Below are 15,128 nucleotides of genomic sequence, written 5' to 3'. Positions count from 1 at the left end.
CCAATTCCCACCGTCTGCCTTCCGTCGGCTCCTACTCTACAGGGGCTGAAAGGGCCGTGCCTGGCCTCTTGAACTCTCTTTTCTGCTCTATTTCTCTTCCTCTGCACCTTCTGCAATGAACCGCATCCTCATCACCGGCAACATGGGCTACGTAGGGCCCGGCGTGGTACAGCACCTGCGCCGCCAGTTTCCCCAGGCGGAGCTGATTGGCTACGACATGGGTTTTTTTGCGCACTGCCTGACTGGCGCCACCCGCCTGCCGGAGTCGCGGCTGGACCGCCAGCTGTTTGGCGACGTGCGCGAGCTGCCCGCGGACGTGCTGCAGGGCGTGGATGCCATTGTGCACCTGGCCGCCATCAGCAACGACCCCATGGGCCAAACCTACGAGGACGTAACCATGCAGGTAAACCACGAGGCCGGCGTCCGGCTGGCGCGGCGGGCCAAAGCGGCCGGCGTGCGCGCTTTCGTGTTTGCCAGCTCCTGTAGCATCTACGGGGCCGGGGGCGAAGGTGCCAAAACCGAATCTTCCGAAGTAAACCCCCTGACGGCCTACGCCCGCTCTAAGGTGCGCAGCGAGCAGGATTTGCACCCGCTGGCCGACGACGACTTCTGCGTGACCTGCCTGCGGTTTGCCACGGCCTGCGGCTGGAGCGACCGGCTGCGGCTGGATCTGGTGGTCAACGACTTCGTGGCCGGGGCCGTGGCTTCGGGCACCATCAGCATCCTTAGCGACGGTACGCCCTGGCGCCCCCTGATTCATGTGCAGGACATGGCCCGGGCCATTGAGTGGGCCATCGGCCGCGAGGCCAGCCACGGCGGCACCTTTCTCGCCATCAATACCGGGGCCGACAGCTGGAACTACCAGGTGCGCGACCTGGCCCAGGCCATTGCCGAGAGCATTCCGGGCACCGAAGTGAGCCTGAACGCCGCCGCCCCGCCCGACAAACGCTCTTACCGCGTCGACTTCAGCCTCTACCGCGACCTGGCGCCCGCCCACCAGCCCCGGCGGACGCTGCCCGATACCATTGCCGAGCTCCGCGACGGCCTGCTGGCCATGAACTTCCGCGACGCCTCGTTCCGCACGTCCCAGCTGATGCGCCTGCGGGTGCTCACGGCCCTGCGCGACTCCGGCGAGCTAACCGACGACCTCACCTGGGCGCTGCCGGCGGCGGTGCCCGGCCCCGCCCTGCTGGTCTGACAAATCCTGCGCTCATCTGTCCGAAACCCCACCGTTTCTCCTCACTCCAATGGACTCCCGTATGATTTTCACTGAAACCGAGTTGCCAGGCGCTTTCATCATCGATGTGGAGCGCATGTCCGATGAGCGTGGGTTTTTCGCGCGCTCCTGGTGCGAGGACGAGTTTGCGGCGCACGGCATTCTGATGCCGCCGCTGCAGGCCAACGTCTCCTCCAACCCCCGGCGCGGCACCCTGCGTGGCATGCACTACCAGCTGCCGCCGCACGAGGAAACCAAGCTGGTGCGCTGCACGCGCGGCGCCATCTACGACGTGATAGTGGACCTGCGCGAAGAGTCGCCAACCTATGGCAAGTGGCTGGGTGTGGAGCTGACCGCCGACTCGTTTCGGATGCTGTTCGTGCCGGGACGCTTCGCCCACGGCTTCCTCACCCTCACCGACAACACCGACGTCTGCTACCAGGTGTCGGCCAAGTATGCGCCGGGCGCCGAGCGGGGCCTGCGCTGGAACGACCCGGCCATCGGGATTCAGTGGCCTTTTCAGCCCAATCTGGTGTCAGAGAAAGACCAGCGCCATCCGGATTTCCAACTGCGCGTGCAGGAGGAGGTAAACAGTTAGTAATTAAGAATTAATAATGGGGGTTCCGGGCTATTGGCTCGGTTCCAGCTGTCCTTAATTCCTGGTTATTAATTCTCAATTACTAATTCAAGAAGCATGCTCATCATTGATAAAGCCCTAGAAAAGCGGCAGCGCGACGGCAACCCGATTCGGGTGGGCATGGTGGGGGCCGGCTTTATGGCGCGGGGCGTGGCCCGGCAGATCTGCCGCTACGTGCCCGGCATGGAGCTCGTGGCCATTGCCAACCGCACGCCCGACCGGGCCCGCGCCATCTATGCCGAAGCTGGCGTGCCGGACGTGCGCGAAGTAGCGTCGGTAGCGCAACTGGAAGCCTGCATTGCGCTGGGCCAGCCTGCCATCACCGACGATGCGCTGCTGCTGAGCCGCGCGGCCGGCATCGACGCCATTATTGAGGTGACGGGTGCCGTGGAGCATGGCGCGCAGGTGGTGCTAGAGGCCATCCGGCACGGCAAGCACATCATCCTGCTCAATGCCGAGCTCGACGGCACCGTGGGGCCCATTCTGAAGGTGTACGCCGACCGGGCCGGGGTTATCTACTCCGTGTCGGACGGCGACCAGCCGGGCGTGACGCTCAACCTGGCCCGCTTCGTGAAGGGCCTGGGCGTGACGCCGGTGCTGTGCGGCAACATCAAAGGCCTGCACGACCCCTACCGCAACCCCACCACCCAGGAAGGCTTTGCGCGACAGTGGGGCCAGAACCCCAGCATGGTTACGAGCTTTGCCGACGGCAGTAAAATCAGCTTCGAGCAGGCCGTCATTGCCAACGCGCTGGACATGCGCGTGGCGCGGCGCGGCATGCTGGGCCCCACCGTGGAGCCCGGTACGCCCATCAACAAAGCGGCCGAGTGGTACCCGCAGGAGCTGCTGCTTGGCGGCGGCCCTGGCCTCGTAGATTACGTGGTGGGCGCCGAGCCCGGCCCGGGCGTATTCGTGCTGGGCACTATTGATGACGCCGTGCAGCAGCATTACCTCAAGCTCTACAAGCTGGGGCCGGGGCCGCTGTACTGCTTCTACACGCCCTACCACCTGTGCCACTTCGAAACGCCTACCACGGTGGCCCGCGCCGTGCTGTTTCAGGATGCCGCCCTGGCACCCGCCGGTCCCATGCGGGTGGAAGTGGTGACGGCCGCCAAAGTAGCCCTGTTTGCGGGCCAGACGCTCGACGGCATCGGACACTACCACACCTACGGCCTGGCCGAAAACGCCGACGTCACGGAGCGCGACAACCTGCTGCCCATCGGCGTGGCCGAAGGCTGCGTGCTGCGCCACGACGTCCAGCGCGACCAAGTGCTAACCTACGATGATGTGCTGCTGCCGGAAGGCCGCCTTATTGATCAGCTGCGGGCCGAGCAGGCTGCCCATTTTTCCGCCCATGTACCCCAGCCAGCCGGGCTGGCCGCGCCCCCGGTGATGCAGTAAGTCGGCGGCCAATTACCAAGTATTCCGTTCACTCCACACTACTGCTATGATGACGAAGCTACCTGCATATCCGACTACCGCAGCGGCTCCGGCCCCGCTTTATTCGGCAGATGCATTTGCACTTGGCGAACCTGTGGCGCAAGCCGCCAGCCCGGTAGAGCCTCCTGCCAGCCCCTGCCGCTTCTGCGGGGCGCCCCTCGATGTCACCTTCGTGAACCTGGGCACGTCGCCGCTGTGCCAGCACCACGTGCGCCCCCACGATTTCAACCGGGCCGAGGCCTTCTATCCGCTGCATGCCCGGGTGTGCCGCGAGTGTTTTCTGGTGCAGCTGGATGAGTTTGTGACCTCCGAGCAGATTTTCCAGAACGACTACGCCTACTTCTCGTCCTACTCGGCCTCCTGGCTGCGCCACGCCCGCCGCTATACTGATATGGCCGCCGAGCGGTTTAGCCTCACCAAAGACAGCCTGGTGGTGGAAGTGGCCTCCAATGATGGCTACCTGCTGCAGTATTTTGTGGAGAAGGGCGTGCCAGTGCTGGGCGTGGAGCCCGCGCACAACGTAGCCGAAGTGGCCCGCGCCAAGGGCATCAACACGCTCGGCAAGTTCTTCGGCCGCGAAACCGCCGCCTACGTGGCGGCCACCGCCGGCCAGGCCGACCTGCTGCTGGGCAACAACGTGCTGGCCCACGTGCCGGATATCAACGACTTCGTGGCCGGTATGCAGCTGCTGCTCAAGCCCGATGGCGTCATTACGATGGAGTTTCCGCACCTGCTGCGGCTGATGGAAGGCAACCAGTTCGACACCATCTACCACGAGCATTTCAGCTACCTGTCGTTTTACACCGTGGAGCGCATCTTCGCGCATCACGGCCTCACGCTGTTTGATGTAGAAGAGCTGCCCACGCATGGCGGCTCGCTGCGCATCTACGCCCGGCACGCCACTTCCGCGGCGTGGCCCGTGACGGCGCACGTAGCGGAGCTGCGGGAGCAGGAGCTGGCGCTAGGCATCACGGAGCTGGCCTACTACGCCGACTTCGAGGAGAAAGCCAAGGAAACCAAGCGCAAGCTGCTCGAATTCCTGATTGACGCCAAGCGGGCCGGCAAAACGGTGGTCGGCTACGGGGCGCCCGGCAAGGGCAACACGCTGCTGAACTACTGCGGCATCCGCACCGACTTCCTCGATTACACCGTCGATGTGAGCCCGCACAAGCAAGGCAACTTCCTGCCCGGCAGCCGCATTCCCATCTGCCACCCCGACCGCATCTTCAGCACCCGGCCCGACTACGTGCTGCTGCTGCCCTGGAACCTACGCGAGGAAATCATGGAGCAGATGAGCGGCATCCGGGAATGGGGCGGCCAGTTTGTGGTGCCCATCCCGGAGGTGCAGGTCTATGAATAGGGCAGGTAAGTAGGAAGATGTAAGTATCGAGTACTTAGTTGAATTTCAGAGCAATCTTCCCCATTTCCATTTTCTTCACGCCTCACGCTACCCCTCGTGTCTGCACTTGCCGCACCTGCTTCCTGCGTGGCCCCCGTTGCTCTGGCTTCGGGCCCGGATATGCATGCGCTGCTGCGCCGCCTGTTCCCGATCTGCCGGAGCATTACGGGCGACGGCGTGCGCGAAACCCTGGCCATCGTGCGCGAGTATCTGCCGGCGCTGCAGGTGCACGAGGTGCCCAGCGGCACGCCCGTGCTCGACTGGACGGTGCCGGCCGAGTGGAACATCCGGGAAGCATGGGTGAAAAACGCGGCCGGGGAGCGGGTTATCGACTTCGCGCAGCACAACCTGCACGTGCTGGGCTACAGCACGCCGGTGCGGGGCTGGTTTTCCAGGCCGGAGCTGGAAGAGCATCTGTACTCGCTGCCCGGGCAGCCCGACCTCATTCCGTACCGCACCAGCTACTACCAGCCCGCCTGGGGCTTCTGCCTGCGCCACCACGACCGGCTGCAGCTCCAGGACGACTACTACGAAGTGTGCATCGATAGTATGCTGGACGCCGCCGGCTCGCTCACATACGCCGAGCTGCTGCTGCCCGCCACCGCGCCCGAACCCGATGCTGGCGAGGTGCTGCTCTCGTGTCACTGCTGCCATCCGTCGTTGGCCAACGACAACCTCTCGGGGCTGGTGGTGGCCGTGGCGCTGGCCCGGCAGTTGGCCGCGCTGCCCGAGCGGCGCTACGCCTACCGGTTTGTGTTTGGGCCGGGCACCATCGGCAGCATCACGTGGCTGGCGCGCAACTCCGAGGCCGTGGCCCGCATCCGGCACGGGCTGGTGCTCACGCTGCTGGGCGGGCCGGGCCACTTCACCTACAAGCAAAGCCGGCAAGGCGCCGCCGCGGTAGATGCCGCCGCCGCGCTAATGCTGGCCCGCCACGCCCCCGGCGCCGAAATCCGGCCCTGGCTGCCCTATGGCTACGACGAGCGGCAGTACTGCTCACCGGGTTTCAACCTGCCTGTGGGCTGCCTGTCGCGCACGCCCTTCGGCGAGTTTGCCGAGTACCACACCTCGGCCGACAACCTGGAGTTTGTGCAGCCTGCCCAGCTGCAGGAGTCGCTGGAGCTAGTGTTGCGCCTGTGCCAGACGCTCGACCAGAACCGCTGCTACCGCAACCTGCTGCCCTATGGCGAGCCCCAGCTGGGCCGCCGCGGCCTCTACAAAGGTGTGGGCGGCGGCACCGAGGGCCACGACTGGCAAATGGCCCTGCTGTGGGTGCTGAGTTTGTCTGATGGCCGCACCCCGCTGCTGGACGTGGCGGCCCGGTCGGGGCTGCCCTTTGAGCTGCTGCACCGCGCCGCCCAGGCCCTGGCCGCCACCGATTTGCTGGCCGTGGCTTCACCCGAGCCAGCCGCCTAGCACCTTGCCCGTATGGTTTTGCCCTTTCACTCCGTACCGCTGCTCATGGAAACCGACTTTCTTTCTCCGCCACCTGTTCAGGCCCAGGCCAGCCCCTGCTTTGCGGGCTCCCAGGCCCTGCAGGCCCGCTTTCATGCCGCTATTCCGGGGGGCGCGCACACCTACGCCAAAGGCGACGACCAGTTTCCAGAGCACATGGCCCCGTACATTGTGCGGGGGGAGGGCTGCCGGGTCTGGGACCTAGATGGCAACGAGTTCATCGAGTTTGGGGCCGGGCTGCGCTCCGTGACGCTGGGCCATGCCTACGCCCCGGTGGTGGCTGCCGCCCGCCGGCAGCTGGAGCTGGGCGTGAACTTCGGCCGGCCGGCCGTGCTGGAGCTGGAAACCGCCGAAGACTTCCTGGACTTCACCCAGGCCGGCGACATGGTGAAGTTTGCCAAAAACGGCTCTGATGCCACCAGCGCCGCCGTCAAGCTGGCTCGCGCCGCCACCGGCCGCGACCTGGTGGCTATCTGCCACGACCACCCGTTCTTTTCCTGCGACGACTGGTTCATGGGCACTACGCCGCTGGCCGCCGGCATTCCGCGGGCGGTGCAGGCCCTCACCGTGGGCTTCCGCTACAACGACCTGGCCAGCGCCGAAGCCCTGTTTGCGGCGCACCCCGGCCAGATTGCCTGCCTGCTGCTGGAAGTGGAAAAAGACGTGCCGCCGGCGCCGGGCTTCCTGGCCGGCCTGCGCCGCCTCTGCGACCAGCACGGCGCGGTGCTCGTGTTCGATGAAATCATCACCGGCTTCCGCTGGCACAACCAGGGGGCGCAGGGCTACCACGGCGTCCGGCCCGACCTGAGCACCTGGGGCAAGGCCTTGGCCAACGGCTTCAGTTTGGCCGCCCTCACCGGGCGGCGCGAGCTGATGGAGCTGGGCGGGCTGCACCACGCGCAGGAGCGGGTGTTTCTGCTTTCCACCACCTACGGGGCCGAAACCCACGCCCTGGCTGCTGCCCGCGCCGTGATGCACGAATACCGCACCCAGCCCGTGGTAGACCACCTGTGGCAGGTGGGTCGGCAGCTGGCCGCCGGTCTGCAGCAGGCCGCCCACGAGCAGGGCGTAGCCGCCCAGGTGCAGGCCGTGGGCCAGCCCTGTGGCCTCATCTACACCACCCGCGACGCCCACGGCCAGCATTCGGCCGCCCTGCGGACCTTATTTCTGCAGGAAACCATGCGCCGCGGCCTGCTCATGCCGTCTCTGATTGTCAACTACTCCCATACGCCGGCCATCATCAACCAGGTGCTGGAGCGGCTGTACGAGGTGCTAGGCGTGTACCGCCGGGCGCTGGAGGACGGTGTGGAGCACTATCTGGATGGCGAGCCGGTGAAATCGGTGTACCGTTCCCGCAACTGACTGTCACGCTCACGCCACCTGTTCGTGCCAGTGAGTTTCCTGCTTTCAAACTGCTTTCAACCCAATGCTGCGCATTCTGCTCCTGCACAACTATTACCAGCAGCCCGGCGGCGAAGACGCCGTGTTCCGGGCCGAGCGGGATTTGCTGCGGGCGCACGGCCATCCGGTGGAAACCCTGGAATTTCATAACCAGGCGCTGGGAACCGGCATCTGGGCCAAGCTGAAGGCGGGCCTGCTTGGGTTCTACAACCCCGCCAGCGCGCGCCGGCTGCGGCAGGCCATCGAGGATTTTCAACCCGATATCATCCACATCCATAACCTGTTCCCGGTGGCCTCGCCGGCAGTGCTATGGGCCGCCCGCCAAGCCGGCGTGCCCGTGGTCATGACGCTGCACAACTACCGCCTTATCTGCCCCGGGGCTCTGCTCTACGCCGATGGGCAAGTGTATGAAAAAAGCGTGCACCAGCTGTTTCCGTGGGATGCTGTGCGGCGGGGCCTCTACCGCAACTCGCGGCTGCAAACCGCGGCGGTGGCTGCCCAGACCGGGCTGCACAAGCTACTGGGAACCTGGCAAACCGGCGTGGCGCGCTACCTAGTGCTCACGGAATTTGCCCGCCGCCGCATCCTCGACTCGTCGCTGGGGCTGCGGGCGGAGCAGGTGGCGTACAAACCCAACTTCATTGCCGATCCGGGCGCGCCGCAACCTAACAGTCAGCGTGCCGGACACCTGCTGTTTGTAGGGCGGCTCTCGCCCGAAAAAGGCCTGCAAACCCTGCTGGCTGCCGCCGCCACGCACGCGCTGCCGCTGGTGGTGGTCGGGGATGGGCCTTTGCGGGCGGCGGTGGAGGCGTGCGCGTCCGCGGCTCCTTCCGTGCGCTACCAGGGGCCGGCTGATGCGGCCGGGGTGGCAGCGGCCATGCGCCACTGCCGCGCCCTGGTGATGCCATCGGAATGCGTGGAAGGCATGCCGATGGTGGTGCTGGAGGCCTTCGCCAGCGGTACGCCGGTGCTGGCCTCGCGGCGCGGCGGCCCGGGCGAAATGGTTAAGCCGGGTGTCAACGGGCTGCTGTTTGAGCCCGGCGACCCGGAAGGCCTGGCGCAGGCCGCGCAGGCGTTGCTCGCGGATGAGGCGCTGGCGGCCCGCCTGGGTGCTGCCGGCCGGGCCAGCTACGAAACGCTGTATACCCCCGCCGTCAACTACGCGTGGCTGCTTGCCCTCTACCAGGCTGCCGTAGCTGAAGCGCGTGATGAGCTACCAGCCGTTGCCAAGCCCATGCAGTACGAGCACGCGTGAGATGCACACCGCTGAACAATCGTTGCTGAATACTCAGCGTGCCCGGCGCCGGGCGTGAGGCCGCCGGGTCGTTGCTTTTTTGCTCCATTTATATTCAGGGTTTAATATTAAAATATATTTATAAAAAATATAATAATAGTTTGTGTATTTGAATACGCTTCCACTAAATTTAAATCAAGTGCTGCTCAGGCCGGAACCGTCCGGCGTAGGCTATTGCCGAATTTTCACTGCTTTGCTAACCCTGTCCGCATGGAAACCCTGACGTATCCTTCTGCTCCGGTTCTATCTGAGCCTGAAGTTCTTGTGCCACCTGCCACCGTCCGGCAACAGCCCACGCACCGCCTGCTGCACATTCTGTGGGAGCTGCGCTACTCCGGCGCCGAGGTAATGGTGTATGATGCCAAGGAATACTTTGAGTCGCGTGGGCTGCAAGGGGCTATTCTGGCCCGCGGACCGGAGTTTGGGCCGTACGCTCCCACGCTTGCCCGGGCCGGATACCCCGTAGAGCATCTGCCGGCCCGTCGCAACGTCGGGTCGTTCATTGAGCTGTATCGGTACCTGCGCCAGCATCCGGCCGATGTGGTGCACCTGCATCTGGAAGGCCTGTTTATCTGGCACTGCCTGGCCATTCGGCTGGCTTTCCCGAAGGCGCGCATTGTGCACACGCACCATGACGTATACTTTCAGTACGGCCCGTATCTGCGCCTGAAGCGCACATTTCACCGCTGGCTGGCCACGCACGTGCTCGATGTCCGCCACGTAGCCATTGGCGAGTCGGTGCAGACGGTGGAGAAGGAGCATTTCCGCAACCCAACCACCATCGTCTACAACTGGATTGATGAAAACGAGTTTCGGCCTCCCACGCCCGAGCAGGCAGCGGCGGCGCGCCAGGAAATTGGCATTGCGCCGGACGCCTTCGTGGTGCTTACGGTGGGCACCTGCAACGACAAAAAGTGCCACAACGAAATCTTCGATGCCGTGGCCCGCGTGAAAGACCGGCTGCCTAACCTGGTATTTCTGCACCGCGGTACCGGCGAAAACCTGCCGCAGGAGCGCGCCTACGTGCAGAAGCTGGGTATCGAGCAGCACGTCATCTTCCTCGACTACATTGACTATCTGCCCAAGGTGTTCTGGGCTTCCGATGGCTTCATTTTCTCTTCGCACTGGGAAGGGCTCGGCAACGTCATCCTGCAGGCCATTGCGTGCAAGGTGCCCGTTATCCTGTATCAGGGCTGGGGCATGAACGACTTCCGCCCGGAAAACCCCACTGAAAACTATGGCTTCTGGATCAATCCCGACACGGAGCGGTTTGACGAGGCGCTACTGGAAATGCACGCCATGAAGCAGGACGGACGCCTGGAGGACTGGCGGGATAAGGCCTTTGCCTTCTACCGGAAGAAGTTTTCCGCTAAAAAGTCGCTCACCCGCATGGCCGACCAGTATCTGCTGTAGCCAACACAATTGCCCCGTTGGTGGCAGCAAAAAAAACGCCCGACCATCAGGCCGGGCGTTTTCTTTGTGCTGCCACCAAGGGGGCAGGTACTACGTTGCTTTTACTGGCCTGCGCCGGTCGAAGTGGTGGTAGTGGTGCTGGCCGTGCGGGCAGCGGGGCGGGTGTGCACTTCGATACCCGACAGGTTAGCGTCGCCGCCCGAAGAGGTTACCGCAATGGTGCCGTTGGTGACGCTGGTTACGAACGGACCAATCTTAGACCAGCTGCCAGCCGCGCCGCTGTTGCGGTTCGAGGCAACCGTCTGGCCGTTGATGGCCATGTTGTAGGTGGTGGCGAAGTTGTCTTCCCACACATACAGGTACACCTCGTAGGTGCCGTTCGGGACGGCCGTCATGCGCACGTCCAGGTTGCGGCTCCACACCGAAGAGCGGATTACGCTAGCGCGGGTAGCATCGGTGGCGGGCGTCAGGGTCACGTTGTTGGCCGTGAATGGGTTACCGGATACCACGGAGAAGTTAGCACTGTTGCCAGCTCCCCAGGCTTTGCCATCGAGGGTAGTGGCCGCGCCACCTACGTTTACAGCGCGGTAGAACGTGGCCGCAGCAGGAGCCGGAGCCGTTACCGAAAGAGCCACAGCGGCTGAGGTAGCGCTGGCACCGGCATTGTCGGTAGCCTTAGCCGTGAGCGAGTACGAGCCAGCCGTTACATTGCTCCAAGTGAAGGTGTATGGGGCAGTGAGGTCTTCGCCCAGCTTCGTGGTGCCCCGGAAGAACTCCACTTTGCTTACGGTACCATCCGCGTCCGAGGCCGTGGCCGTCAGCGTTACGCTGCCGCCGGCAGCCACAGTCGAAGCCGAAGTGGCCAGCTGGGCGCGGGGAGCTACGTTGGCTGCCGGAGCCGTGCTGGTCGTGCGGATTTCCAGACCCGACAGGTTCAGGTCGCCACCCGACGAGGTAAGCTGCAGCTGGCCGTTGGTGCCTACCGTAGCGGCAAACGGACCAACCCGCTGCCAGCTACCGGCCGAGCCCGTGTTGAAGTTGCTGAGGACACGCTGGCCCTGTATGTTCAGGTTCACGACGCCCGCAAAGTTGTCTTCCCAAACGTATGCATACACGGCGTACTGGCCGGCGGGCACGTTTGCTACCGTCAGTTGCAGCGCATTGCTATAGATCGAAGAGCGGATCATGCTCGTGCGAGCCGCATCGGTGGCAGGGTTCAGGGCAACATTGTTGTTGCTGAAGCGCTGGCCGTTGTGCGTTACGTTTGGCGCGTTGTCACCTTCCCAGTTGTTGCCATCAATGCTGCTGGCGCTGCCGTTGAAGTCAATGGCGCGGTAGAGGGCGCCGGTGCCGGCCACCGGGGTTACCGGAGGAGTGGTCGGAGTCGGAGTGGGGGTTGGCGTCGGGGTAGGAGTGGGAGTTGGCGTGCTGCCACCGTTCAGACGAATACCGGCGCCGGCAGGTGCCGGGTAGCTGGCCGTAATCGACTGGTCGCCCCAGCTGTTGTTGTTCTCCACCAAGCCAGGCGTGTTCAGCGTCCAGAAGGGGTTCTGCTGGCCAGCGCTGTTCACCCAGTTTACTTTGTTGCCGGTTACGGTAGAGTTTTCTACCAGACGTGGACCGCCCCACAGGTAAATGCCCACATTGGTGAAGCTCTGCTGACGGCCAAATACTACGTTGTTGAGGATCTTGTTGCCAGTGCCGCCGGTGTTGGCAATGCCATACTGACCGGGGTTGATAACCACGTTGTTTTCAATCGTGCAGTACGACCCACCGGTGTCGCCCACCAGAATACCACCGCCCGAAGCGCTAGGGCCACCGCCGTTGATGTAGTTGTTGCGAATGAGCAGCGGGCTGCTAGACGTACCGCTGGTCATGAACATGTTGATGGCATCTTCCGGGTTGCTCTGGCCTGCAATGTTCAAGCCGTAGTTGTACTCGATAAGGTTGCCGGCACCCGTGCAATTGTTGAACTGGATGAACTGCCCGCGGGCATCGGCCATGTTCATGTTCTTGAAGTTGTTGTGGCGCACCACAAGCCCACCCGTGCCGTTCTGGGCATAAATACCACCAATCAGGTTCTCGAAGTACGAATCCTCGATGGTGATATTCGAGCAGTTGTAGAGGTCAACGCCCAGCTTCTGGCCATTCCGGAGCGACACCCGACGAATGGTGATGTTGGAGCAGTTTGTGAGCTTGATGGCTGGTGTGGCAGAGAAATTGGTAATCACCAGATTCTCAATTACCCGGTTACTCTGGCCATCCATTGTAACAGGGCCGCTGGCCGTAAGGCCGGTCAGGCCGCCATCTGATTGAGCGTGGGCGCAAAACGTGGTGAAAAAGAGTAACACAACCAACGACACATAGGTCTGCACATAAGCAGACACTCCAAATTTCTTTTTCTTCAGCATTTGCACTTTTTAAGAGGTGAAAGGACGAAAAGGATGTTTTGACTACGGCAAAGTTAGGAAAGAAAACTTATATCGTCTTGTAGGCAACAGCCTGATAAGACGCGTAAAGATGTAGTAATAGCATACATATGAATAGTGTATATAAGTTCACATATTAAAAAAATCATGTATAGATTAAGGAATGGTGCTAGTAATTGCTTTTGCCGTAATTGAACTATTGCGCGATGATAGTTGAAGTATTTTTCTGCCAAATAGGAATTTGGAGGATAAGCTTTATCAGCGTTGAATTATTGCTGGGAAAGATTGACGCTACCCATTCGGAGGTTCAACTTTTGTTTCTCGCGCCACACTCTGCGCGGGCAGGACAAAATCATGTACAAAAACCGGCCGCCTTGCAGTAGTAAATACCTGAAAATGAAAGTAAAACCTTGCTTCTCTACTAGTAAGAAGCTGTATAATACCAGCTACTGGACTGAAAAAAGGCTGGTCTGCCTCCCGCGCATAAGCGGCGAGCAGGCCAGCCAGCCACAGCCAGCAAGAAGCCTATCTTAGAAAGTATCCCACCAACCGCCGCGAATACCCGGTCAGCAGGCACAGCGGCAGGTCGCGCGGGGGGCAGTTGCGGCGGGCAAACTGCGTGAAATCCCGCAGGTTGGCTCCGCCCCTGATGCTGAACAAGTGCTGGTAATAGTTGCGCAACGTCCGTTGCTGCCGGTTTTTCTGGTCCCCGCTTTCGTCAGGGTAGGTGCCCAGGCGCGCATCGAAGTTCAGATACACCTCAAACCCGGCCAGCCGGGCCTGATGCGTGAAATCGTAGTCGGCATAGTAGTGAGGGAGCAGCTCGGCCGCAAACAGCCCGATGCGCTCAAACACAACCCGTGGAATGAGCAGCCCACGGCCGGGCAGGTACTCGGTGGGGCGCTGGCCCCGGCGCTGGTCGGCCGGCACTTCGTCGAGCAGGCGCCGGAAGCTGCCGGTGCGCCAGTTCAGCCAGCCGCCGGCGTAGATGGGCTCCTGGGTGCGGGCATCCAGCTCAAAAGCCCCATACAGGGCCGGTGGGCGGCTATTGGCCGCCTGCATCATTTGGGCCACAAAGTCGGGGTAGGGCACCACGTCGTTGTTCATGGTCATCAGCCAGTCGGCGCCCTGGTCGAGGGCGTGCTGCAACCCCAGGTTTACGCCGGCGGTCCAGAACAGGGAGCCGGTACCCGGCAGCACCGTTGCTTCGGGGTACTCGGCGGCCAGCACGGCGGCGGTGCCGTCGGTAGAGCCGTCGTCTACGATGATGGTGCGAAAAGCCTGTTCTGTCTGCTGCCGCAGCGCATCAAGACAGGCTCGGGTGTAAGCCAGGCGGTTGAAAACCGGAATGACGATGTAAAGCATAGGGCATTACATTAAAACAGCAAAGAGAAAAGCAACTGGCCTTGTCAGGCGGGCAGAGCATTCATCAGGCCCCGGTAGAGCTGGCCGCCCAGTTCGGCGGGCAGGGCATTGAGCACCATATAGGGCAGTGAGGCCGGTGTGGTGCGGGCCAGTAGCTTGTGGCGCTGCAGCAACGTATCGAGGCGCCGGCTCAGGCTACGGTTTTGCAACAGCTGCCCGGAAATGAAGCGTAGTTTGGGCACTTCCCGGGAAAGGGTCTGGCGGAAGGCCGCGGCGCCTGCGGGGTCGTAGTGCTGCAAAGGGGCCAGGTAGTACAGGGCATGGCAGTAGCTTTCCATATACATGGCCCACCGCGTGGTGCGGGTGGAAATCTGGTTGCCAGGGTGCAGGTGATAGTTGCCCATCACGGCGTCCACTACCTGAAAATCACCGCGCATCATCATGCGCAGCCACAGGTCGAAGTCGCCGGTATAGCGCAGCTGCTCCTTGAAGCTGCCGGCCGCCAGCACCGCTTGGCGGCGCATGAGCGAGTGCGAGATGATGAACGGGCAGCCCAGCTGTAGAGTCTGGGTAAACAGATGCCGCCCATTGAGCCGGGCCGGATACGTGAACTTCAACTGCTGCAAGCGCAGGTCGTGCTGCTGCTGCACCTGGGCGGCATTGGTACCCACGAAGATGCTGCGCCCGGTAACCAGCACTAGGTCAGGATCGGTGAGGTAGGGCTGCAGGGCATGCAGGTAGTCGGGCGTGATTTCGTCGTCGTCGTGCAGAATCTGCACCCACTCGCCCTGGGCGCGCCGGATGGCCAGGTTGCAGTTGTTGTACTGGCCCAGATTTTGGGCGTTGCGGTGATAGATCATACCGGCCGGCTGCTCCCGCGCAAACCATTGCTGCGTGTCGTCCTCGGTGGAATTGTCGCTGACCAGAATTTCCAGACTCAGGCCCGCCGGGCGCGACATGCGCTGTAGCTGCCCCAGTACGCGCTGCAGGTCAGGCAGGCGGTTGTAGGTAGGCACGATGATGGAGAGTTGAAGAGCAGCCATAGCCAAGTGGAATAGAAGGTAGGAGAGGGGAAAAGG

11 protein-coding genes are annotated in these 15,128 nt (G+C 62.7%); 8 read left to right on the top strand and 3 right to left on the bottom strand.

Annotated features, from left to right (window positions below):
• Positions 1-115: 115 nt before the first annotated feature.
• The 8 genes from N008_RS01530 to N008_RS01495 all read left to right on the top strand — a co-directional run bounded on the left by N008_RS01530 (position 116) and on the right by N008_RS01495 (position 10,255).
• On the top strand, positions 116-1,198 hold the full coding sequence (locus N008_RS01530; protein ID WP_044013227.1) for an NAD-dependent epimerase/dehydratase family protein: 1,083 nt from the start codon (positions 116-118) through the stop codon (positions 1,196-1,198).
• A 61-nt stretch (positions 1,199-1,259) separates the two neighbouring features.
• On the top strand, positions 1,260-1,814 hold the full coding sequence (rfbC, locus tag N008_RS01525; protein WP_044013225.1) for a dTDP-4-dehydrorhamnose 3,5-epimerase: 555 nt from the start codon (positions 1,260-1,262) through the stop codon (positions 1,812-1,814).
• 96 nt (positions 1,815-1,910) lie between these two features.
• Positions 1,911-3,254 (top strand): NAD(P)H-dependent oxidoreductase, encoded by a 1,344-nt coding sequence (locus N008_RS01520; RefSeq protein ID WP_044013223.1) that lies wholly within the window; start codon positions 1,911-1,913, stop codon positions 3,252-3,254.
• A 133-nt stretch (positions 3,255-3,387) separates the two neighbouring features.
• The gene (locus tag N008_RS01515; protein ID WP_044013221.1) at positions 3,388-4,653 is read left to right on the top strand and encodes a class I SAM-dependent methyltransferase; all 1,266 of its coding nucleotides are present in this window, start codon (positions 3,388-3,390) and stop codon (positions 4,651-4,653) included.
• Between the two features lie 96 nt (positions 4,654-4,749).
• On the top strand, positions 4,750-6,108 hold the full coding sequence (locus N008_RS01510; RefSeq protein WP_231569764.1) for a DUF4910 domain-containing protein: 1,359 nt from the start codon (positions 4,750-4,752) through the stop codon (positions 6,106-6,108).
• An 18-nt stretch (positions 6,109-6,126) separates the two neighbouring features.
• Positions 6,127-7,509, top strand: a complete 1,383-nt coding sequence (locus N008_RS01505; protein WP_197062926.1) for a glutamate-1-semialdehyde 2,1-aminomutase — start codon at positions 6,127-6,129, stop codon at positions 7,507-7,509.
• Positions 7,510-7,573: 64 nt separating this feature from the next.
• Positions 7,574-8,803 carry a glycosyltransferase gene (locus N008_RS01500; protein WP_052381073.1) on the top strand — a complete coding sequence of 410 codons (1,230 nt, stop codon included), beginning with the start codon at positions 7,574-7,576 and terminating at the stop codon, positions 8,801-8,803.
• A 249-nt stretch (positions 8,804-9,052) separates the two neighbouring features.
• A complete protein-coding gene (locus N008_RS01495; RefSeq protein ID WP_081910546.1) occupies positions 9,053-10,255 on the top strand; it encodes a glycosyltransferase family 4 protein in 1,203 nt (400 codons plus the stop codon).
• 101 nt (positions 10,256-10,356) lie between these two features.
• Here the strand turns inward: N008_RS01495 and N008_RS21190 are convergent, their stop codons facing one another.
• The 3 genes from N008_RS21190 to N008_RS01480 form a co-directional block, all read right to left on the bottom strand.
• The gene (locus N008_RS21190; RefSeq protein ID WP_197062925.1) at positions 10,357-12,606 is read right to left on the bottom strand and encodes an Ig-like domain-containing protein; all 2,250 of its coding nucleotides are present in this window, start codon (positions 12,604-12,606) and stop codon (positions 10,357-10,359) included.
• Between the two features lie 603 nt (positions 12,607-13,209).
• Positions 13,210-14,049, bottom strand: coding sequence for a glycosyltransferase family 2 protein (locus tag N008_RS01485; RefSeq protein WP_044013216.1), 840 nt, complete (start codon positions 14,047-14,049; stop codon positions 13,210-13,212).
• A gap of 44 nt (positions 14,050-14,093) precedes the next feature.
• On the bottom strand, positions 14,094-15,092 hold the full coding sequence (locus N008_RS01480; protein ID WP_044013214.1) for a glycosyltransferase family 2 protein: 999 nt from the start codon (positions 15,090-15,092) through the stop codon (positions 14,094-14,096).
• Positions 15,093-15,128 lie beyond the last annotated feature (36 nt).

Source organism: Hymenobacter sp. APR13 (assembly GCF_000737515.1).
Taxonomy (GTDB): domain Bacteria; phylum Bacteroidota; class Bacteroidia; order Cytophagales; family Hymenobacteraceae; genus Hymenobacter.
Note: the sequence above shows the minus strand (reverse complement) of the source record. Positions and strands in the feature narration are given on the sequence as shown.